We start from the raw sequence: 23803 nt of genomic DNA on the forward strand, positions 1-23803 counted from the left end.
AGATACGTGGTTAAAGACAGTGCGTGTCAAATTTTTTTAGAGCGGCTATGTTGGTAGAATAAATAGAAAATCAACGATTGATAGAATTTTAGAAAAATTATTTTTCAATTTTGAGTATATAATTATTTTTTATATTTTATCTTATATCATGTGTTATTTGAAAAATATTACAATTCATGGTATTTTTTGTAAAATATATTATATTTCTTTTTTTGATCTTTAAAAACGAGATTTTTAATAATCAGTTATTATATATTAAAATTTTTTGTATAAATTTTTATTTTAATAACTCTATTAGATATTTTATATTATTAATCGGTATCGGTTTTGAATTATATTTTTATAAATATTTTTAAATGCTAATTAATCCATCATTTCTAATATCAGGATAAAACATTATTGTTTTTGAGATGGTATTGATTAAGAATTTCAAAAAAATACGATATTTCATATCTGGTAGTATTTCTATAATCGGAATCACTCATATTCTAATCTGTATCAATACAGTAGTGAAAATATAAAAATGAATTGACAATAACCTTGTCCATGGTTCAATATCTAGAATAACATACATACACTACAACAAATATTATGAGCAATTACTTTATTGTTTTACTATTTTAATACAGAAATACTATATTGTTTATCCGCATCTTGATTTTATTTCAGATATAGAACAAGGATTGTGTCTAGATGTCGTATTATATTTTTTAAAAAAATTAAAAAATAAAGGTATTTCCGATATTTTATTTTTTTAGAATATTTGAACGATTCTCAGTGGTCATGTGTTTAAAAATTTTTGTATTTATAAAATATAGAAATATAAAATACTTATCTCCACGCAGTATTTTTTTAGTTTAAAATATCTATTTTTTAGAAAATAATAAAAAAATTTATTATTAGTATATTTTTTTAATTGTATCTGGAAGGATGATATTAAAAATAAAATATCGATATAATATATAACAATAGAAAAATTTTTTTAAAACAGCTAAAATCATATATTAATAAAATTATTTTTTTATTAACTAAGCACATGATAATTTCTTTAATAAATATTACATTGTGCTTAGTATAATATTTAATGTTCAAACATAGCAGAAATAGATTCTTCGTTGCTAATACGTCTTATTGCTTCGGCTAACATACCCGCTAAAGTTAATGTTCGTACATTTGGTAGTGATTTTATTTTTTCTGATAGTGGGATGGTATCGCATACCACCACCTCGTCAATAACAGAGTGTTTTAAATTATTAGAGGCTTCCCCGGAAAATATCGGATGAGTAGCATAAGCAAATACTCTTTTAGCTCCTCTTTCCTTTAGTGCTTCCGCTGCTTTACATAGAGTTCCTCCTGTATCTATCATATCATCTACTAAAATACAATCACGATTTGCAACATCGCCAATAATATGCATGATTTGTGATATATTAGCGCGAGGTCGTCTTTTATCTATAATAGCCATATCAGTATCATATAATAGTTTAGCGATAGCACGAGCTCGTACTACGCCGCCTATATCTGGCGATACAACAATGGGATTTTTTAATTCTCTTTGTAGCATGTCTTCTAAAAGAATTAAACTACCGAAGACATTGTCAACAGGAACATCAAAAAATCCTTGAATTTGTTCTGCATGTAGATCAACTGTCAGTACACGATCTACTCCAATACTTGATAAAAAATCAGCTACTACTTTAGCTGTAATAGGCACGCGTGCAGATCTTACTCTTCGGTCTTGACGCGCATAACCAAAGTATGGTATTACTGCGGTAATACGTCCGGCTGAAGCTCTTCTTAAGGCATCAACCATTACTACTAATTCCATTATATTGTCATTAGTAGGCGCGCAAGTGGATTGTATTATAAAAACATCTCCACCTCTTACATTTTCATTAATTTGAACACTAATTTCACCATCGCTAAATCGACCTACGGCTGCTTTTCCTAAATTGATATATAATCGATTTGCAATAAACTGTGCAAGTTTTGGAATAGAATTTCCAGAAAACAGCTTCATATCAGACATAAAAAACCTTATTTTGTATTTTTTTATACTTATAAGTCAATCGTGTTTTTATATTTTTTTGATTGTAATAATTTTTCATTTTGATATGATTTATTATTTTATTAAACATTTGATATCATACAAAAATAGTATTGTTTATACTATATTTTAATATACTTTATTACATGAAAAAATTTTATAAGTAGGTTATATATGATATAGATAATAATATAGGATTCAATATTTATTATTTTTTATATTTAATATCTTGGATAAGATATTAAAAAGTTATTTTAACACCAATATATTTTATTTTTTATTTTTTAATTAATTCTTAAAAGAAACAATGATAAATTCATATATTAACATATTTATTAATGTAAATATTAGAAATATATAAAATAATTTTTTAAAAAATATTTGTAAATGAGACAATTTAACATGAATAGTTCTATTTTAAAAAAATTGAAATATTTACGTAATCGTTATGAAGAAATTGAAGTAATGCTTGCTGAAAAAGATTTGATTTTTAATCAAGAAAGATTTAAAAATTTATCAAAAGAGTATTTACAGATTTCTGAAGTAATACAATACTTTATTGAATGGGAAAAATTAGCATTAGAAAAAAAAGATATACAAGATTTATTACAAGATGAAGAATTTTTTTATATTGCACAAGAAGAATTATGTAAATTGAATCAAAAAATGAAAATAATAGAAAAAAAAATTAAATTATTGCTACTACCTAAGGATCCTAATGATAAAAATAGTTGCTTTATTGAAATCAGAGCGGCAACTGGAGGGGATGAAGCTTCTATTTTTGCAGGAGAATTATTTAGAATGTATACGAAATATACAGAACAGCACATGTGGAATACTGAAATTATGAGTATTAGTGCAGGTGAAAAAGGTGGTTTCAAGGAAATAATAGCTAAAATTACAGGTAAAGGTGCCTGTGGTCGTTTAAAATTTGAGTCTGGTGGGCATAGAGTACAAAGAGTGCCGGAAACAGAATCTCAAGGAAGAATTCATACATCTACATGCACAGTTGCTATAATGCCTGTTAGACCAAAATCGAAACAAGAAGATATCAATCCTGCTGACTTAAAAATTGATACTTTTCGCTCTTCTGGTGCAGGCGGTCAACATGTAAATACTACTGATTCTGCTATTAGAATCACTCATATTCCGACTGGTTGTGTTGTAGAATGTCAAGATGAGCGTTCACAACATAAAAATAAAGCAAAAGCATTATCTATTTTATCAGCTCGTATTTTTTCTGCGCAATTAGCTAAGAATCATGAAGAAAATTCATCGATGAGACGATTATTACTGGGTAGTGGCGAGCGTTCTGATCGAAATCGTACATATAATTTTCCTCAAAACAGAGTTACTGATCACAGAATTAATTTGACTATATATAAATTAGATGAAGTACTGCAAGGAAAATTAGATTTATTAATTAATCCTATGATTCAAGAGTATCAAGCAGATATGTTAACATTATTATCACGATCTTAAATATGAATATTCAAAAATGGATTCAAAAAACATCAGAAAAATTATCTTTGTGTGATAATCCAAAATACGAAGCAGAAATCTTATTAATATACACTTCACAACATACGTATAGTGACATTTTAACTTTTAATCATATTAAAATGAGTGCAATGCAATTAAAAAATTTAAAAAATTTGGTATATCGAAGATCTCTTGGAGAGCCAATGGCATATTTAAAAGGAGAAAAAGAATTTTGGTCTTTGTCTTTACGCGTTTCATATGATACTCTTATTCCAAGACCTGAAACTGAAATTTTAGTAGAACAGGTATTATTAAAAGCTCAGGATAAATTTTCTTCTATTCTTGATTTAGGTACTGGATCTGGCAATATTGCTTTAGCATTAGCTAGTGCATGTAAACATTTTAGAATTACAGGTATAGATAATTCAAAAAAAGCATTAAAAATAGCTAAATATAATGCAGTAAATTTAAAATTATATAATATTTGTTTTTTTTATAGCGATTGGTTTTCATGTGTTAAAAAAAAATTTCATATTATTGTAAGTAATCCACCTTATATTAGTATAGATGAAAGTTTTTTATTGAAAAAAGATATTTTTTTTGAACCATTCAATGCGCTTTTTTCTAAAAATAATGGTTTAGCGGATATTGAACATATTATAAAAAATTCTTTTCATTATTTATTATATAAAGGTTGGTTATTGGTAGAGCATGGATGGAAACAAAAATTAATAATACAGCATTTTTTTAAAAAATATAATTTTCATAATATTACATCACATAAAGACTATGGAGGAAACGATCGTGTTACTATTGGGCAAAAAATAAAATAATTAATTGATATTGCTGTTATTACGTACAATATATAGATAATGCGATGTGTTTGTAATAAAGAATATAGTTATATATTTTTTATAAAAGGTATATTCCTATATATAATTATTAATAACATTTTTATTTTTAATCATCTAAATAATATTAATATTGCTAATAATATGAAATCTGTTGCTAATATTGATTTTTCCAAACTATCACTTTTTGATTCCATTCTTGCAACTTCTCAAATTATACGAGAAGATTTTCCAGCGGAATGTGTTTTGTTAGAATTAAATGCTAAAGTACAAGAAGCAAAATCTTATATTTCTTCTGAAAATCAACCTAATCGACAATTAAAAAAATTATTAGAATTGTTTTATAAGCATTGGCATTTTGGTAGTGCAAGTGGTGTATATAAATTGTCCAATGTTCTTTGGATTGATCACGTGTTAAAAACGCGTCAAGGTACTGCGGTGTCTTTAGGTGTTCTTTTTTTATATATTGCACAATCATTACATTTACCATTAAATCCAGTTATATTTCCAACGCAATTCCTTTTAAGAGCGGATTGGATGAATAAAAAAAAATGGTTAATTAATCCTTTTAATGGAGAAATTGTAAATAAACATATATTACAAGTGTGGTTAAAAGGCAACATTAGCCCAACTGCAAAATTATATGAAAGCGATTTATATAAATCTGAGCCTATCACTGTAATTCGTAAAATGCTTGATATATTAAAATCTGCATTAATAGAGGAAAAAAAAATGGAATTAGCATTAAATGTAATTAATGTACTATTACAAATTGATCCGAATAATCCGTATGAAATTCGTGATAGAGGATTAATATATGCACAATTAAAATGTCATCATGTTGCTATAACAGATTTAATTTATTTTATTGAACACTGTCCAGAAGATCCTATTAGTGAAATAATTAAATTACAAATTCATTCTATTGAACAAAAAAAAATTATTTTACATTAACGCATGTATTTTTATTTATCTGATAGTATAATGGGAAGATGTCTTTTGTGTTCTGTTTTTAAATAGAGTTGTTCAATAATTTTTTTACTTCGGGTATCTACTTGTTGACCTTCTAAATAAGAATCGATTGTAGCATATGTAATACCTAAAACAGATTCGTCCGGCTGCTGTGGTTTATTATCTTCTAAATCTGCCATTGGTTTTTTTAAATAAAGATGTTTAGGGCAATTTAATTCTTTTAATAAAGCACATCCTTGTCTCTTATTGAATCTAGAAATAGGATTTATATCGGTAGCTCCATCACCGTATTTAGTAAAAAATCCAGTAATTATTTCTGCGGCATGAGCTGTTCCCACTACTAAACCATTATTAACAGCAGCTACACTATATTGTATTTTCATTCTTTCTCTTGCTTTTTCATTGCCTTTTATATAGTCTGAAATATATATTCCTGATTTTTTTAATGCTCGTTCACTACTCAAAACTGCATTTTTAATATTAATAACAAAGCATTGATCGGGATATATAAATTTAATCGCATCTTGACAATCTTTTTCATCTTTTTGAGAACCATATGGTAAACGCAATGCAATAAATTGATAATTAATGTTTTTTGTTTCATTTCTTAATTGTTGTATAGCTATTTGACATAATTTCCCAGTTAATGTTGAATCTTGACCCCCACTAATACCTAAGACTAAAGATTGTAAATTAGAAAAATGAGATAAATATTTTTTTAAAAAATCAATACATTTTTTAATTTCGATTTTTGGTATAATTTTTGGTTTTACTCCTAATATTTTAATAATTTTTTTTTGTAATTTCATCTTTTGCTCCATATATAGTATTTTTTTTTGAAGTATACAAAATTTTTATATAATTAATATTATATTTTTTGCGATTTTATAAAAAGTAACACTATATTAAAACATTTAAATATATTTTTTGATAAAATATATTATATATCTTATTAAATCGGTATAACAATATTGAAAAATCTCATTTTAGTTTTAAACTGCGGAAGTTCTTCTTTAAAATTTTCTGTCATAAATCCAAAAAATGAAAAAAAATATTTATTTGGTACAGTGGAACGTTTGTTTTTATCGGATACATATGTTACATGGGAATCAAAAAAAAATAAATATAAAAAAAATATCGGTTCAAATATTTCTCATGAACAAGCATTAGATTTTGTCATAGATCATATTTTTTTGTTAGAAGAAAAAATTCTTAAAAATATTGTTGGTATAGGGCATCGAGTAGTTCATGGAGGTAAAAAAATAAAAAATTCTATATTAATTAATGATAAAATCATTAATTTAATTGAAGAAGCCTCTATTTTTGCTCCTTTACATAATCCAGCTAATTTAATTGGAATTAAAAAAATTTTACAGAAATATCCTATACTTTCAAAAAAAAATGTTGCGGTTTTTGATACTTCTTTTTATCAAAATATGCCTAAGGTATCCTTTTTATATGCTATTCCTTATGATTTTTTTAAAAAATATGGTATTAGACGTTATGGTGCGCATGGAATTAGTCATTGTTATATCCTTCATAAAACAGCTTTTTTATTACAAAAATCATTTAATCAATTAAATATTATCACTTGTCATTTAGGTAATGGCGCTTCTGTTTCTGCTATACGTAATGGAATATGTGTTGATACTTCTATGGGATTAACTCCATTAGAAGGGTTGGTCATGGGTACTCGCAGTGGAGATATAGATCCATCAATTATTTTTTTTATGTATAAACAACTTAATATGAGCATACATCAGATTGAAGAATTATTAATCAAAAAATCTGGTTTATTAGGATTAAGTGGTATAAGTAGTGATTTTCGTTATCTCGAGAAAAATTATAATATTAATGAAAAAGCAAAAATAGCTGTAGATATTTTTTGTCATAGAATTAGTAAGTATATTTCTGCTTATACATCATTAATGCATGGTCGTTTAGATGCGATAATTTTCACTGGTGGAATAGGCGAAAATGTTCCTTTTATTAGAAGTATCATTATATCTAAATTATCTTTACTAGGATTTTTTATTCACTCGGAAAAAAATTTGTTAATATGTAATGGAAAAACTGGTAATATTAACATTAAAACTTCGCGCCCTATTTTTATTATTCCAACCAATGAAGATTTAGCTATCTCTCGAGAGACTATAAATATAATTAGTCTTGTGTAAAAACTATATCATTTTATATCAAAAAAATAGGATATATATATGTCTCGTATTATTATGCTGATTCCTTTAAATAATCAAGTCGGTTCTACGGCAATAAGTTTAAGTATGTTAAATTTTTTTAATAAAAATAAATATCGTAAGGATATGAATAAGCCTATTTTATATATTTCTTGCCAAAGTAACTCGCTAGATCACACCACTGTACTAATTAAGAAATATTTTTCAAGTTTTGTACATATACTTAATAATATAGATTTTTCTAATATTTATTTTGGTTCTGATATATATATATCTTTAATAAATACGATAATAGAAATATGTTATAAAAAAAAAAAATTATATGAGTTAATCTTTATTGAAGGATTGAGTCATGAAAAGAATTTGTACTCATATCAAATAAATCATGATATAGCAAATAGTATTAATGCAGAAGTGGTGTTAATAACTAATATAAATCGATATTCTCTAAATAGCATTCAAGACAAAGAAGATCAAATTAAATTTTTCTTGCAACAATATCATTATAAAAAATTTATAGGTGTTATCTTTAATGAGATGAATTTTATTTATTTAGGAAAAAATATTAGTTTTATAAAAAAAATAAAATTTTTAAAAAAAATAAAAGAAGAAAAGAAAAAAACAATAATTGTAAAAAGGGATATAAAAACAAGTTTATATCCTATTATTGCGTATATTCCTTGGAATCAAGATTTTATGAAAATATTTGTAGTAGATATTTATCATTTTTTAAATGCAATACCACTTCATATTGATAATATCAATTTTCGTATTATAGAAACGGTGATAATATTTAATGAAAATAATAAAGATATCTTAAAAAAGATAAATTCACATATTTTAATTATTTTGCCGTGGACTCAAATAGATATTTTTATTATATTTTTTTCTAAAGAATATAAATTTAATAATATCAGCGCGATATTATTAACAGGTCAGTGTCAATCCATAAAGCATTCAATAAAAATATGTCAAATATTTATTCAAAACGGTATCCCAGTATTTTTTTTAAAAAAAAATATTATAGATATTTTATATAAATTACAAAGTTTTTATTTTGATCTTAATATAAAAGAAAAAAAATATATTTTTAAGCTGCAAACTTATATGAGTAGTTTTTTTAATGTTAAATACTTAAATATAATTAAAAAAAAATCTGATACTCATATTAATCTTTCGCCAAGAGAATTTTGTTATCGCTTAAAAATGTTATCTAGAAATAGTAAAAAACGTATTATTTTACCTGAATCATATGAAATTCGAATATTGCAAGCAGCATCTATGTGTTACGATCTAGACATTGCTCAATGTGTATTATTAGGAGATAGAAAAAAAATTTATAATCTTGCTAAAGATCAAGGTATTCATTTAAATAAAAATATTGAAATAATTGATCCTGATTTAATTAGAGATAAATATATGGCTCGTTTTATAGAAATAAGACAGCATAAAAGTATAAATGAGGATTTTGCATATCAACAGTTACGGAATAATATTATTTTAGCAACTCTAATGGTTGAATCAGATGAGGTGGATGGCATGGTATCTGGTTCTATAAATACTACTGCTAGCACAATCCGTCCTGCACTGCAGTTAATTAAAACAGAGTCTGTTAGTTCTTTAGTATCATCTATTTTCTTTATGTTACTGCCAGAGAAAGTTTTAATTTATGGAGATTGTGCGATTAATATTGATCCAACAGCAGAAGAATTGGCCGCTATTGCTATTCAATCTTCTTGTTCAGCAAAAATATTGGGTATAGAATCTCGTATAGCTATGTTATCTTATTCTACTGGTGATTCTGGTTGTGGTAGACAAGTGGATAAAGTAAGAAAAGCAACTGATATTGTAAGAATAAAAAGACCAGATTTAATTATTGATGGACCTATTCAATATGATGCTGCAGTTTCAAAAGAAATATCAAAACTAAAGAGTCCAAAATCCTCTCTTGTCGGAGATGCTTCTATTTTTATTTTTCCTGATTTGAATTCTGGTAATATCACTTATAAAGCAGTTCAGCGCTCATCACAACTGGTTTCCATTGGGCCTATGTTACAAGGACTCAGAAAACCAGTAAATGACTTATCTAGAGGTTCATTAGTAGAAGACATTATTTATACTATTGCTTTAACATCCATTCAGGCAATATAAAATATTTATTTATTTTTTGAGTATTTATATACTAATTATTATATTTCCTTTAGGCTGACAAAAACATGGAAAAATATCATTTTTATTATGCATAGAAGCAATTGGTTTTTGTTGGAGATAACATATTTCGCCCTGTAATAGCTGTATACGACATGTACCACAATATCCAGAACAGCATTGATATTCTATATATATTTTATTAAATTTTAAAATTAATAATAATGAATTATAATTTTGATTATAAAATATTTTTTTTTTATAATTTACTATATATATAGTAAAATTATTTTTTTTATAATTGAAAGTATTTAAATTCATCGTCAGATACTTCCGAATTAAATTGTCCTACTAAATATGAGCTAATTTCTGTTTCTTGAGGAGCTGTTTGTATATTATCAGAAGTTAACCAATCATTAATCCAAGGAATTGGATTGGCTTGTTTTTTAAAAGGCGATACAAAACCCAACGCATTCATTCGCAGAGTTGTAATATATTCGATATATTGACATAAAATCTCTGTATTCAATCCAATAATAGAACCATTTTTAAATAAATATTTAGCCCATGTTTTTTCTTGTTGTGCAGCAGTAATAAATATGTGATAAGCTTCTTCTTTACATTCCAATACAATATCTTTCATATTTTCATTATTATTAATACTATTAAAAGTATTTAAAATATGTTGAGTACCTGTTAAATGCAATGCTTCATCCCGCGCTATTAATCTAATAATTTTAGCATTACCTTCCATTAATTTTCTTTCAGCGAATGCAAAAGAGCATGCAAAACTTACATAAAATCTAATAGCCTCTAAAACATTTACACTAATAAGACAAAGATATAATTTTTTTTTTAATAATTTTAAATCAACGTATAGAGGTTGTTTATTAATTAAGTGAGTTCCTTCACCTAATAAATGCCAGTAATTTGTTGCTTCAATAAGTTGATCGTAATAAATAGAAATATCTTGTGTACGATTAGTAATGTTAATATTTGAAATAATATCGTCAAATATAATAGCTGGAGTGTTAACGATATTCCTAATAATATGAGTATATGAACGTGAATGAATAGTTTCGGAAAAAGACCATGTTTCAACCCATGTTTCTAGTTCTGGTAGAGATATAATTGGTAAAAAAGCAATATTGGGACTTCTTCCTTGAATTGAATCAAGTAGGGTTTGGTATTTTAAATTACTAACAAAAATATGTTTTTCGGATGGAGATAAATTATTAAAATCCATTCTATCTCTGGATAGATCTATCTCTTCTGGTCGCCAGAAAAATGATAGTTGTTTTTCAATAAGTTTTTCAAAAACATAGTATTTTTGTTGATCATATCTAGCTATATTGACCGATTGTCCAAAAAACATGGGTTCATTTAGTTGATTATTCTTTTTTTTTGAGAATGTTGTGTAAACCATATTATTTTACCTAGTAAGAAAATTAAATAAAATAAGTATTTATTTTGATTTTTTATATTATATTGCACAAGAGCCACTTTCACAGTGATCGTTTGCAGATGTAGAAAATATAAATGTATGATTGTCTTTAGATCCATCGTGAATATTTTGATAGTATAATGTTTTTAAACCTAATTTATATGCTATCAAAATATCATATAGTAATTGCCTCATAGGAATCTTTTCATTTTCAAATCTTTCTGGATTATAGTTTGTATTTACTGAAATAGATTGATCAGTAAATTTTTGTATAATTCCAGCAATTTGTAGATATCCTTCGTTATTAGGCATATCCCATAATAGTTCATATTGTTGCTTTAATTCATTGTAACTAGGTACAACTTGTCTTAGCATACCATCTTTTGATACTTTTACACTAACAAATCCCCTTGGTGGCTCAATGCCATTAGTGGAATTGGAAATTTGCGAAGATGTTTCTGACGGCATAATGGCAGATAATGCAGAATTTCTTAATCCATACTTTTTAACATCTTCACGTAGTGATTGCCAATCTAAGTGTAATGGTTCATCACATATATCATCAATGTATTTTTTGTATGTATCTATAGGTAATTTTCCTAAAAAATAATTAGTTTGATGAAATAAAGTACATACCCCCCTTTCTTTAGCTAGCGCACAAGATGCTTTTATTAAATAATATTGTATTGCTTCAAAAGTTTTATGTGTTAAATTATTTGCACTGCCATCTGAATAACGAACATTATGCTTCGCCAAATAATATGCAAAATTAATTACACCTATTCCTAATGAACGTCTAGAAAGAGCAGATTTTTTAGCTGCTAATATCGGATATTGTTGATATTCTAATATTTCATCTAGCGCGCGTACAGATAAATCGGCTAAATCTTCAAGATCACTAAGATTTTTAATAGCGCCTAAATTAAATGCAGATAATGTACATAAAGCAATTTCTCCATTTTCATCATAAATGTTATCTAATGGCTTAGTAGGTAGTGTGATTTCTAAACATAAATTTGATTGTTTGATAGGTGCTAGTTTAGGATTAAATGATCCATGTGAATTGCAATGATCTATATTTTGTATATAAATTCGTCCAGTGGAAGTTCTTTCGTGCATAAGTAAAACAAATAAATCTAATGCTTTAATGCTTTTTTTTTTGATATTTTCTTGTTTTTCATGCTCAATATATAATTTATTAAATTCTTTTTGATCAGTAAAAAAGGCATTATATAGTTTAGGTGTATCAGAAGGATCAAATAAAGTGATATGTTCACCAGATAACATTCTTTGATACATTAATTTATTGATCTGTACAGCATAATCCATATGGCGAACTCTATTATCTTCAATTCCTCGATTATTTTTTAAAACTAATAAATTTTCAACTTCAAAATGCCAGATTGGATAGAATATTGTTGCAGCTCCTCCTCTAATACCACCTTGAGAGCAACATTTAACTGCTGTTTGAAAATGCTTATAAAATGGAATACTGCCAGTATGAAATGCTTCACCATCTCTTATAGAGCTTCCTGCAGCGCGAATTTGTCCTGCATTAATTCCAATTCCCGCTCTTTGTGAAATATATTTCACAATTGAACTTGTAGTGGCATTGATAGAATTTAAATTATCAGCACAGTCAATTAAAACACATGAGCTAAATTGACGAGTAGGTGTTCTTACCCCTGCCATAATTGGTGTTGGTAAAGAAATTTTAAAGGTAGAAATTGCATCATAAAACCGGTGAATGTAACTTAAACGAGTTTCTTGTGGATATTTTGCAAATAAACATGCAGCTATAAGAATATATAGAAATTGAGCGCTTTCATATATCGTGCCTGTTATTCTATTTTGTATTAAATATTTTCCTTCTAATTGTTTAACTGCTGCATAAGAGAAGCTCATATCGCGTTCATGATGAATAAAAGAATTCATAATGAAAAATTCTTTAGGTGTATATTTTTTTAATAACATTGAATCATATTTTTTTAAAGTAACTAATTTATGAACATGTTTATATAAAGGAGGTGGTGTAAAATTTTTATAAGCTTTTTTTCTCAGTTGAAAAACAGATAATCTTGCTGCTACATATTGATAGTCAGGAGCTTCTGTGGAAATTAAATTAGCTGCTGTCTTGATAATAATGTCATTAATTTGTGCGGTAGTGATATTATTATATAGTTGAATATGAGAAGATGATTCTATTTTGGCGACAGATATATTATTAAGACCAGATTTTGACCAATTCAAGATTTGATTGATTTTATTTAAATTTATTAGTTGTTTTTCTCCACTACGTTTAATGACAAAAATACCATGTGTCATAATGTCTTTAAGCCTTTTTTTTGAAATTTTTGGAATTTATACGAATGTATATTATGATATTTGATATATACACATTTTATGTATATTAATAAATATATATAATTTACCTAAACGATATATATAAATATTATAAAAAATAACTATTTTTTAAAAGATGTTTTTTATATAGGTTTTGTAATTCTCTGTAAAGCAACAACTTTTTCATTTTTTGATGTTCTAATTAAAATAACACCTTGTGTATTTCTACCTAAAATTCCTACCTCTGATACTCGAATCCTTACTAGAGTACCGGCGTTTGTAATCATCATAATTTGATCTGTTTCGACAACTTGTATTGCCCCAATCATTTTACCATTTTTTTTAGTTATTTTTATAGCAATGACCCCTTGTGTTGCACGCGATTTTATAGGGAAATTAGCAATATTTGTTCTTTTTCCAAAACCATTATTAGTAGCTAATAGAACACTTTCCTTTTTATGAGGAATAATTAAAGAAACTACTTTATCATTTTTTTTTATTTTTATTCCTTTTACTCCTAGTGCTGTACGACCCATAGTACGCACACTATTTTCACAGAATTGAACAACTTTTCCATTTTCTGTAAATAGCATAATGTTATCATTTCCGTTGGTTAAAGCAATACCGATTAATTCATCATCTTTCCGCAAATGAATTGCAATAATCCCTGCAATGCGCGGTCTTTTAAATTCATTTAAAGAAGTTTTTTTTACCATACCATTTGCTGTTGCCATAAAAATATAAAGATTATCCTTATATGCTTTTACTGGTAATATAGCTGTAATTCTTTCTTTTATACTTAATGGTAATAAATTAACAATGGGTCTTCCGCGTGCATGTCTGCTCGATTCGGGTAATTGATACACTTTCATCCAGTATACAATACCTCGACTAGAAAAACATAAAATAGTATCATGTGTATTGGCAATAATTAAACTTTCTATAAAATCTTCTTCTTTAATTTTAGCTGCTGATTTTCCCTTGCCTCCCCTTCTTTGAGCATTATAATCTGAGAGTGGTTGATATTTAACATATCCGGAATGAGATAATGTTACTACAACATTTTCTTGATTAATTAGGTCTTCGATATTAATATCCGATTTATTTTCAGTGATTTCTGTTCTTCTTTTATCTTTAAAGTTATTCTGTATGAATATTAATTCTTCTCGAATGACTTCTAGCATACGATGAGGATTATTTAAAATGCATATAAGTTTTTTTTCTTTTTCTATTAACTTTTCATATTCTATAATAATTTTTTTTTGTTCTAAATTAGTTAATTGATGTAGGCGCAGATCTAAAATAGACTGGGCTTGTTCTTCAGTAAAATAATAATGATCATTATTATTTTTTTTGAAATGATCAAGTGTTTCAGATGATTCTTGTATATTTTTTATAATATAAGATTTATGATGAATATGAGAAGTCCATTTTTGTTTTTTTATTAATATTTTTGCATTAGTATTATTTTTTGCATTTTGTATCAATTTTATCAATACATCTATATTTTTTAAAGCAATACTAAATCCTTCAAGGATATGAGTTCTTTTTTTTGTTTTATTTAATTCGAATAAACTACGTCGTGTAACAACTTCTTGTCTATGAGATAAGAAAGATTCTAATATTTTATGTAATGATAACGTTTGTGGTTGACCATGGCATAGAGCAACCATATTAATGCCAAAAGAAATCTGTAATTGTGTTAAAGAGTAAAGTTGATTTAATACAATTTCTGATATAGCTTCTTTTTTTATTTCAATAACAATTCTCATTCCGTCTTTGTCTGATTCATCACGTAAAGCACTAATACCATCAATTCTTTTTTCTTTAACTAGCTCTGCAATTTTTTCAATTAATCGTGATTTATTAACTTGATACGGTATTTCATAAAATACAATGGATTCTTTTTTGTTTTTTTGATTTATTTCTATTTTATGTCGTGCACGAATATAAATTTTACCTTTTCCCGATTTATATGCTTCTTTAATGCCTGATTTTCCATTAATGATACCATATGTTGGAAAATCAGGGCCTGGAATATGTTGCATTAGTTCAGATAACGTAATCTGATTATTATCAATATATGCCAAACATCCATTAATCACTTCATTTAAATTATGTGGAGGAATATTAGTGGCCATTCCTACAGCTATACCTGATGATCCATTAATAAGAAGATTTGGTATTTTAGATGGAAGTATTTCGGGTATTTTTTCAGAATTATCGTAATTTGGTAAAAATTCGACAGTATTTTTTTCTAAATCACTCAGTAATTCGTGAGCAATCTTAGACATACGAACTTCTGTATATCGCATAGCTGCTGCAGCATCTCCGTCTATAGAGCCAAAATTTCCTTGACCATCTATTAACATATAGCGCAAAGAAAAATTTTGCGCCATGCGAACAATGGCATCGTACACGGCTGAATCTCCATGTGGGTGGTATTTCCCAATAACATCACCTACGACGCGAGCAGATTTTTTATATGCTTTGTTCCAATCATTACCTAATATATACATTGCAAAAAGTATTCTTCGATGTACTGGTTTTAATCCATCTCGAACATCAGGCAAAGCTCTACCAATTATTACTGACATTGCATAGTCTAAATAAGAGCTTTTTAACTCTTCTTCAATATTTACCTGTATAATTTCCCGTGTAATGTCTTTCATCAAGATATTATCTCTTCATCAATTAATATAATAGCGTGTGGTTAGAAAATGGTTATATTATAACATAATTAATTTCTTTCGTGCATGGAAAGCAAATCATTATTATAGATAATTTTGTATTAATATAAAAAATAAATTTTTTATTGTTTATTTTTTATTTAAGTATTAAAATAGAAATTTAACTATATTTATAAAATTTCTTTTAAAGCGAGGTTTTATATGCAAGATAAAGAAAAAAAGTTAATAGAAAATTTATTTGATCGTTTAAAAAATGCTGAATTAAACTCCTCTTCTCGAGATGAGCAAGCTGATATTCTAATTAAAAATTTAGTAAAAAACCAACCGTCTTCGGCTTATTATATGATTCAAACAATATTAATTCAGGAAACAGCTATTAAAAAAATGAATGAAAAAATTGAAGAATTAAAAAGTCAATTATTACAGTTGGAAGAAAAAAATAATATAAAAAAAACTAGTTTTTTATCGGGATTATTTTCCAAAAAAGAATCTTCTCCCTTCTCTTCATCACATGCACATAATATGTCAAAAAATGAAAATATTCCAGCGACACCGGGTGCTAATACTGCCATTCCAACAAATTATAATAACGGCCGTAGTAGTTTTCTGAGTAATGCATTGCAAACTGCAACTGGTGTAGCAGGAGGTATGATGTTGGGGAATATGCTGATGAACCTTTTTCAACATACAAAACCAGAAGAGGACATCTTTAATACTATTCATGAATCTTCTTTAGATGATAATGATGCGAATATATTGCATGGTGCTACTCATGATAATTCTGATCATAATAGTGATTTTATCAATTATGAGGATAATAACGATTATGATACACCTTCAGATTCTAGCATATATAATTCTGATATAGATGATATGGATGATATAGATATAAATGATGATAATTTAATATAAATTGTTATAGTAAAGCCAGCATTAAATGTATACTGCTGACTTTAAATTAAAAATTTTAATAATGTTTACTCAAATACGAAGACACTCCCTCGAGAGATGCTTTCATACCTTCTTGTCCTGATTTCCAATTAGCAGGACATACTTCTCCATTTTTATTATGAAAATCTATAGCATCTACCATTCTCATCATTTCTTGTATATTACGACCAAAAGGAAGATCATTTACTACTTGATGACGTACAATCCAATGATTATCAATTAAAAAAGAAGCTCTTAACGCCACTCCCAGATCGGGATGCTCAATACCATAAGATTGTTGAATTTCGCGTTTAATATCGGAAACCATTGGAAATGCAATAGGTCCAATACCGCCATTTTTAATTGGGGTTTTTTGCCATGCTTGATGCACAAAAACGCTATCAGTAGATACGCCGACTATTTTTACGTTTTTTTCTTTAAAATTTAAATAAAGTTGATTAAATTCTATAATTTCAGATGGACATACAAAAGTGAAATCCATAGGCCAAAAAAATAGTATAATTTTTTTTTTATTAGAAAATTTTTTTAAATCGAATTTCTGAACAATATCACCATTTTTTAGAATTGCTGGTGCTATAAAATTTGGAGCTTGTTGTGTTACGAGAACCATATTTTTCCTTATTATCTTATAATGAAGATAAATGATATAAATAATAACAAAATCATAATATATTATAATAACTATTTATGATTTTTACACAAACAGGAATTTAATAATGAATGTTTTTTTAAGTTGGAAAGATGTTTTGTTTCAAGAAAAAAAAAAAATATTTTATTGATATCATACAATTTCTTAAAAAAGAAAGATTAAAAAAAATCATTTACCCTTCTCATCAGGATGTATTTAATGCTTTTTTGTTTACTGATTTTAACAAGATTAAAGTGGTTATTATTGGTCAAGATCCATATATTTCTGAAAATCAAGCTCATGGATTATCATTTTCTATACCTAAAAATTATACTATAGCACCTTCTTTAAAGAATATATACAAAGAATTAAATTCCGATTTTCAAAATAATTTTGTTTTTAAGCATGGTTGTTTAACAACATGGGCAAAACAAGGTGTTTTCTTATTAAATAGCATTTTAACAGTAGAGTCTAAAAAACCTAGATCACATTATCATATAGGATGGGATATTTTTACTAATACAGTTATTAGTATGATTAATCATCATCATAAGAGTATTGTATTTTTATTATGGGGAAAAGAAGCACAAAAAAAATGTTATTTAATCAATGATCAAAAGCATTATATTTTAAAAGCTGCTCATCCTTCTCCTTTATCTGCTTGTCGAGGATTTTTTGGTTGCAAGCATTTTTCTCAAACCAATAAGATATTAATACATGAAAAAAAAAAACCTATTAATTGGTTCTTATTTTAAAAATAGAAAAATATAATTTTTCTATTTTTAAATAAATTTATATTGATTTATTTTTAGCTATTGTAACTATGGATTTTCGCAATACAGTTTTATTAAATGTATATCCTTTTTTATGTACAGAAATAATATGATTATGTTTTATTTTAGTAGATACTTTTTCAGAAGTAGCATTATGCAGATTGGGATTAAATATTTCATGTTCTTGACCTTCTATAGATATTCCAAACTTGCACATAGTACTTAAAAAAGATTTTAACGTAAGTTCAACGCCCTTTATTACAGGTTCATCTTGTAATTTTAGTTTTTGAGAGAGTAGAAGTGTTTCTTCAAAATGATCTATAATAGATAATGTTTTTTTAAAAAATATTTCTTTTTCTATTTTTTTTTCTTGTTCTATTTGATATCGAGTTTTTTTTTCAATATTTTCTATTTCTGCTAATTGTCGTAGTTTTATATCATTAATATTTTTTTGAGCGTTTTCTAATTTTAATTTTAGTTCATTTATTTTTTTATCATTATCTTGAAGAAGACAATTATTTTCTTTTTCATCAATATTGTGTTTTAAATTATTTTCTATTTTGTCCATATGCGTACCAGATAAAATATGAAGTAGAAATTAATTACGTATTTTATAATTATTATATGAAGAATATAATATTTTTTTATTTTTAATATTGTAGGTTTTTAAAAAGTAAGAAGTGCAGTTTTTAATATAATCTTTTTTTTAAGGATTTTTTTATTTTGAAATGATTTCTATAGAACGTTTAATTTTTTTAAATAGAAAATAAAGAAATACTAATTTTTTTTGCATATCTTTTAGGCGAATATATTGGAGCTGGCGGGATTCGAACCCGCGTCCAAAATTTCTACGAATACAGTACTACATGCTTAGTTTTTCTAAATACATTTCCTCGTTTAATTTGGAAAAACACATTATAAACGTATAGCTTGAATAAAATCATACATAACCGTCAAGCTTGGTATATGCATTTTCTCTTTTTTTGACCTTCCTTTATTCTCGTCCTAAGAGAGGAGGCTGAGAAGGAAGGGCTTTAAAACGGGTTTTTAAGCCGCTAAAGCGTAGTGTTGTTTATGATTTGCAGCTATTTTTTTTCGGTTTTTATCGAGGCAAACCGTTCCTCGGCATGCACTGTATTTTTTGATAATTTTGTCAAATCCAAAAACAGCCCCTTGTTATATTATTACAAAAAAAAATAAAACTGTCTATGATATTTATCATTTGCTATTACAAATAATTTTTTATATTTTATAATTATATTGTTATAATTTATTTGTTATTTTTTTTTTAAAAGAAGTATTATTATAAAGGTTTAAAATATGAATATTATTCAAAAAATAGAGTCTCAAATCAAAGATAATCCTATTTTAATTTATATGAAAGGTACTCCAGAATCACCTAGTTGCGGTTTTTCTGCTCAAGCAGTGCAAGCTTTGTCTGCTTGTGGAAAAAAATTTGCATATATTAATGTTTTAGAAAATATAGAAATAAGAAATGAATTACCTAAATATGCCTCTTGGCCAACTTTTCCGCAATTATGGATTAATGGTGAATTAGTTGGTGGTTGTAGCATTATAATAGAAATGCTAAACAATGGAGAATTACAAAAATTGATTACGAGTGCTACAAAAAATAAAAACATGAAATAGTTTGGTTATTATATTATAAACGAGTCGATATGACATTACATACAGTATCTCGATAAATGATCTCGAGTGTTAATGTCATATCTTTTTGTATTTTGAAAATATTTTTCAATTAATTAAATGTTTGTATCAGATGTGATAATTTTTTTATTTTTACTCTCTTGAATAGGCCATCCGCCTAATCGTTTCCATCGATTCACTAATTCACAAAATAAGTTCGCAGTTTGTAGAGTATCATATAATGCAGAATGTGCTTGATTATTATCAAATGATAAACCCATAGCTTTGCACGCTTTAGCTAATACCGTTTGCCCAACGACTAATCCACTTAATGCCGCTGTATCAAAAGTAACAAAAGGATGGAAGGGATTTTTTTGAACATTTACTCTATTGATAGCTGCCATTAAAAAATTATGATCAAAACTAGCATTATGCGCCACAACAATGCCGCGACTACAGCCTTGTAATTTTATACCCTGATGTACTATTTTAAATATGGATTCAATAGCTTTTTTTTCACTAATAGCGCCGCGTAATGGATTGAATGGATCAATTTTATTAAAAGCAATAGATTCAGAATTAATAATAGATCCTTCAAACGGCTGAATATGAAAATGTAATTTTTTTTCTTTATGCAGCCATCCTGATTTATCCATTTTTAACGTAATAACGGCAATTTCTAATACTGCATCAGTTATAGGATTGAATCCTGCTGTTTCGATATCTATGACGACAGGATAAAAGGTACGAAATCTTTTACTTAATAAATTGTATTCTTGAATTATAGACATCCAAATCTCATTTTTTAGAACACTTTATGTTGATTATATTTATTTTTTGATTATATTGCATATAAACTGTTTTAAATTTTTTATTTTATTAATATAAATATGAGAAAAATATAAAATTTTTTATTTATACAATTATTTAAAACGTACATATTATACTGAATAAAAAAATTTATATATCCAGAAAATATGTATTATAATTTTTTATATATTTAAAATTATACTATAATTTATATAATTTTTTAAGTTAAATTCATAATTTCAGCGATTATTAAATATTTTAGTAGTTTTAATAATTAACAGATATTAATTATACTTTATAAGGATAAAATAATGAGTTATTTTTTGCCCTCTTTACCATATTCCTATAGTTCTTTAGAACCTTTTTTTGATGAACACACGATGCGTATTCACCATACAAAGCATCATCAAAATTATATTAACAACACAAACATTATTTTGGAAAATACTACTTTTTCTTCATTGTCTATTGAAGAATTAATATCTATTTTTAGTGAAATTGTATTAGATAAAAAAGATATTTTAAAAAATCATGCCGGAGGTCATATTAATCATATTTTATTTTGGAAAGGATTAAAAAAAAATACACAATTAACAAGTGATTTAAAAAAAGAAATTGAAAAACAATTCATAAGTATTGAAAAATTTAAAGAAAAATTTGAAGAAGTGGCTTTAAATCACTTTGGTTCTGGATGGGTATGGTTAGTCAATCAAAATGATCATCTATCTATAGTGTCTACAAACAATCAAGATAATCCTTTAATGGGATTAGAAATATCAGGTACTTATGGAACTCCTATTATATGTTTAGATCTTTGGGAGCATGCATATTATTTAAAATATCAAAATAGACGATTAGATTATATTAAAGCATTTTGGAATGTAGTAGATTGGGAAGAGGCTTCTAATCGTTTACAAAAATAATTTATTTTTTTTTGTGTTAATTATCAATAACTGGCATACATTGAAAATTAATTATTTTGATATTCAAAATAATTACTAATATAACATAAAACATATAATAGAGATATTATATGTTTTTTGAAATAATTTTTATATTGTAATATATTAAATCTATTATTTAAGGATATTGTTTGAATATAATTAAAATGATTGTCGGGTTATCTAACCCATTAGAAAAATACAAGAATACGCGCCATAATGTAGGTTCTTGGTATATTAAAATGTTAGCAAAAAATTGTAAAGCATATTTAACAGAAGAAAAAAAATTTTTAGGTTTTACTGGTTGTATTAAAATAAATCATTATTCTATTCGTTTATTAGTACCTAATATTTTTATGAATATTAATGGGAAATCAATTTATAAAATGGCTTCATTTTATGGTATTAATTTAAATCAAATATTGATAGCACATGATGATTTAGACCTTAAACCAGGAATAGCAAAATTAAAATATAGCTATGGACATAGTGGACATAATGGATTAAGAAATACAATTGATACATTTAATGAAAAAAATAGTTTTTATCGATTTAGAATTGGTATTGGTCGTCCATTAGAAAAAGAAAAAATAGCTTTTTTTGTATTATCTTATCCGACTAATATAGAGCGATTATTAATTAAAAAATCAATCTTAAATGCAGTACGTGAAACTTTTATACTAATTAAAATGCAAGATAAATTAAAAAATAAATCTATTATTTAAAATTATTTGTTTTAAAAGGTGTATGAATATGAGTTTTAAATGTGGAATTGTAGGTTTGCCCAATGTTGGTAAATCTACTTTATTTAATGCTTTAACAAAAGGTAATGCTGCAATTGCAAATTTTCCATTTTGCACTATCAAACCCAATATTGGTATATCACCAGTGTTAGATTATCGAATACAAAAACTTTCAAAGATTGTCAATTCCAAAAAAATAGTGCATACATTTATAGAATTTGTAGATATTGCAGGCTTAGTAGAAGGCGCTTCGAAAGGTGAAGGTTTAGGTAATCAATTTTTAAGTAATATAAGAGATACGAATGTAATAGTACATGTTGTGCGTTGCTTTGAGAGTAACAATATTGTTCATGCATATCAAAAAATTGAACCATTAAAAGACATAGAGATTATAAATACTGAACTTATTTTATCTGATTTAGAAACGTGCGAAAAGTCTGTGTTACAACTTAAAAAAAAAATAAAAATTAATAAAAAATTAGAAGATAAAACATTATTCGTTTTACAAAAATGCATCTCTTTTTTATCTCGTGGTGTTATGATTAGAAATGCATTATTAGATATAGAGGAAAAAAAAATAATTAGATATTTGCGTTTATTAACTTTAAAACCAACAATGTATGTTGCTAATATGAATGAAGAAAAAGAATCAATTGCACTATTAAATCAGCTAAAAATTATAGCTATAAAAGAAAATACTGTTGTTATTCCTGTTTTAGCACAATTAGAATTAGATCTTTCTAGCATGAATACAACGGAAAAAAAATATTTTATAAAAGAATTTGATATACCTTTTCTAGGATTGCATGACATTATTAATAAAGGATATCAATTGCTTAATTTAATTACTTTTTTTACTGTGGGGCCGAAAGAAATTCGCGCTTGGTCTATTTCTAAAGGAAGTACCAGTATAGAAGCTGCGGAAAAAATACACAGCGATTTTAAAAAGGGTTTTATTCGCGCACAAATTATAAAATTTTCCGATTTTTTAAAATATAAAAGCGAATCAATAATAAAAGAATTAGGAAAATGTAGAACAGAAGGGAAAAATTATTGTATTCAGGATGGTGATATAATTCATTTTTTATTTAATGTATAATAAATTTTATTTATATTGTTAACAAATGCCATGTTTCAT

The 23803-nt window shown here is 26.2% G+C and carries 19 protein-coding genes, 1 other RNA gene and 1 pseudogene; 11 read left to right on the forward strand and 10 right to left on the reverse strand.

All coding sequences use genetic code 11. The features are described from left to right. Positions 1-1081: 1081 nt before the first annotated feature. Positions 1082-2029: a ribose-phosphate pyrophosphokinase gene (locus AB4W59_RS00775; protein ID WP_367673239.1), complete on the reverse strand. Its 948-nt coding sequence runs from the start codon at positions 2027-2029 to the stop codon at positions 1082-1084. 420 nt (positions 2030-2449) lie between these two features. Between AB4W59_RS00775 and prfA the strand changes: the two genes are divergently transcribed. From prfA to sirB1, 3 genes are all read left to right on the forward strand, one after another. Next, positions 2450-3529 (forward strand): peptide chain release factor 1, encoded by a 1080-nt coding sequence (prfA, locus tag AB4W59_RS00780; protein WP_367673240.1) that lies wholly within the window; start codon positions 2450-2452, stop codon positions 3527-3529. 2 nt (positions 3530-3531) lie between these two features. Beyond that, positions 3532-4362: a peptide chain release factor N(5)-glutamine methyltransferase gene (gene prmC / locus AB4W59_RS00785; RefSeq protein ID WP_367673241.1), complete on the forward strand. Its 831-nt coding sequence runs from the start codon at positions 3532-3534 to the stop codon at positions 4360-4362. Between the two features lie 162 nt (positions 4363-4524). Then, positions 4525-5334 carry an invasion regulator SirB1 gene (gene sirB1 / locus AB4W59_RS00790; RefSeq protein WP_367673242.1) on the forward strand — a complete coding sequence of 270 codons (810 nt, stop codon included), beginning with the start codon at positions 4525-4527 and terminating at the stop codon, positions 5332-5334. Positions 5335-5345: 11 nt separating this feature from the next. On the opposite strand, the gene nadE is transcribed toward sirB1, so the two are convergent. Continuing rightward, positions 5346-6161, reverse strand: coding sequence for an ammonia-dependent NAD(+) synthetase (nadE, locus tag AB4W59_RS00795; protein WP_367673243.1), 816 nt, complete (start codon positions 6159-6161; stop codon positions 5346-5348). 159 nt (positions 6162-6320) lie between these two features. On the opposite strand from nadE, the gene AB4W59_RS00800 reads away from it, so the two are divergent. Beyond that, positions 6321-7529 (forward strand): acetate kinase, encoded by a 1209-nt coding sequence (locus AB4W59_RS00800; RefSeq protein WP_367673331.1) that lies wholly within the window; start codon positions 6321-6323, stop codon positions 7527-7529. Between the two features lie 39 nt (positions 7530-7568). Next, a complete protein-coding gene (pta, locus tag AB4W59_RS00805) occupies positions 7569-9698 on the forward strand; it encodes a phosphate acetyltransferase (RefSeq protein WP_367673244.1) in 2130 nt (709 codons plus the stop codon). 24 nt (positions 9699-9722) lie between these two features. Here the strand turns inward: pta and yfaE are convergent, their stop codons facing one another. The 4 genes from yfaE to gyrA all read right to left on the reverse strand — a co-directional run bounded on the left by yfaE (position 9723) and on the right by gyrA (position 16154). Beyond that, on the reverse strand, positions 9723-10016 hold the full coding sequence (yfaE, locus tag AB4W59_RS00810; protein ID WP_367673245.1) for a class I ribonucleotide reductase maintenance protein YfaE: 294 nt from the start codon (positions 10014-10016) through the stop codon (positions 9723-9725). Further along, on the reverse strand, positions 9991-11121 hold the full coding sequence (gene nrdB, locus AB4W59_RS00815) for a class Ia ribonucleoside-diphosphate reductase subunit beta (RefSeq protein WP_367673246.1): 1131 nt from the start codon (positions 11119-11121) through the stop codon (positions 9991-9993). The genes yfaE and nrdB overlap by 26 nt, the downstream gene beginning before the upstream one ends. A gap of 57 nt (positions 11122-11178) precedes the next feature. After that, positions 11179-13464, reverse strand: a complete 2286-nt coding sequence (gene nrdA, locus AB4W59_RS00820) for a class 1a ribonucleoside-diphosphate reductase subunit alpha (protein ID WP_367673247.1) — start codon at positions 13462-13464, stop codon at positions 11179-11181. 161 nt (positions 13465-13625) lie between these two features. Continuing rightward, the gene (gyrA, locus tag AB4W59_RS00825; protein WP_367673248.1) at positions 13626-16154 is read right to left on the reverse strand and encodes a DNA topoisomerase (ATP-hydrolyzing) subunit A; all 2529 of its coding nucleotides are present in this window, start codon (positions 16152-16154) and stop codon (positions 13626-13628) included. A gap of 219 nt (positions 16155-16373) precedes the next feature. Here gyrA and AB4W59_RS00830 point away from each other — a divergent pair, with 219 nt between their 5' ends. Then, a complete protein-coding gene (locus AB4W59_RS00830) occupies positions 16374-17084 on the forward strand; it encodes a DUF2076 domain-containing protein (protein WP_367673249.1) in 711 nt (236 codons plus the stop codon). A 55-nt stretch (positions 17085-17139) separates the two neighbouring features. On the opposite strand, the gene AB4W59_RS00835 is transcribed toward AB4W59_RS00830, so the two are convergent. Next, positions 17140-17733 carry a peroxiredoxin C gene (locus AB4W59_RS00835; RefSeq protein ID WP_367673250.1) on the reverse strand — a complete coding sequence of 198 codons (594 nt, stop codon included), beginning with the start codon at positions 17731-17733 and terminating at the stop codon, positions 17140-17142. A 106-nt stretch (positions 17734-17839) separates the two neighbouring features. Here AB4W59_RS00835 and ung point away from each other — a divergent pair. Beyond that, a pseudogene (ung, locus tag AB4W59_RS00840) lies at positions 17840-18506 on the forward strand (uracil-DNA glycosylase). A gap of 37 nt (positions 18507-18543) precedes the next feature. Here the strand turns inward: ung and grpE are convergent. Next, positions 18544-19092, reverse strand: a complete 549-nt coding sequence (grpE, locus tag AB4W59_RS00845) for a nucleotide exchange factor GrpE (RefSeq protein ID WP_367673251.1) — start codon at positions 19090-19092, stop codon at positions 18544-18546. 241 nt (positions 19093-19333) lie between these two features. Further along, positions 19334-19697, reverse strand: a transfer-messenger RNA (tmRNA) gene (gene ssrA / locus AB4W59_RS00850). Positions 19698-19844: 147 nt separating this feature from the next. Here ssrA and grxD point away from each other — a divergent pair. Next, positions 19845-20174 (forward strand): Grx4 family monothiol glutaredoxin, encoded by a 330-nt coding sequence (grxD, locus tag AB4W59_RS00855; protein WP_367673252.1) that lies wholly within the window; start codon positions 19845-19847, stop codon positions 20172-20174. 113 nt (positions 20175-20287) lie between these two features. Here grxD and rnt read toward each other — a convergent pair whose 3' ends face one another. Continuing rightward, positions 20288-20962 (reverse strand): ribonuclease T, encoded by a 675-nt coding sequence (rnt, locus tag AB4W59_RS00860; protein WP_367673253.1) that lies wholly within the window; start codon positions 20960-20962, stop codon positions 20288-20290. A gap of 330 nt (positions 20963-21292) precedes the next feature. Between rnt and AB4W59_RS00865 the strand changes: the two genes are divergently transcribed. The 3 genes from AB4W59_RS00865 (at position 21293) to ychF (ending at position 23764) form a co-directional block, all read left to right on the forward strand. Next, positions 21293-21904, forward strand: a complete 612-nt coding sequence (locus AB4W59_RS00865) for a Fe-Mn family superoxide dismutase (protein WP_367673254.1) — start codon at positions 21293-21295, stop codon at positions 21902-21904. A gap of 185 nt (positions 21905-22089) precedes the next feature. After that, positions 22090-22647: an aminoacyl-tRNA hydrolase gene (pth, locus tag AB4W59_RS00870; RefSeq protein ID WP_367673332.1), complete on the forward strand. Its 558-nt coding sequence runs from the start codon at positions 22090-22092 to the stop codon at positions 22645-22647. Positions 22648-22675: 28 nt separating this feature from the next. Next, positions 22676-23764: a redox-regulated ATPase YchF gene (gene ychF / locus AB4W59_RS00875; protein WP_367673255.1), complete on the forward strand. Its 1089-nt coding sequence runs from the start codon at positions 22676-22678 to the stop codon at positions 23762-23764. Positions 23765-23803: the final 39 nt, after the last annotated feature.

This window comes from Buchnera aphidicola (Cavariella theobaldi), assembly GCF_964059165.1.
Lineage (GTDB): Bacteria > Pseudomonadota > Gammaproteobacteria > Enterobacterales > Enterobacteriaceae > Buchnera > Buchnera aphidicola_BO.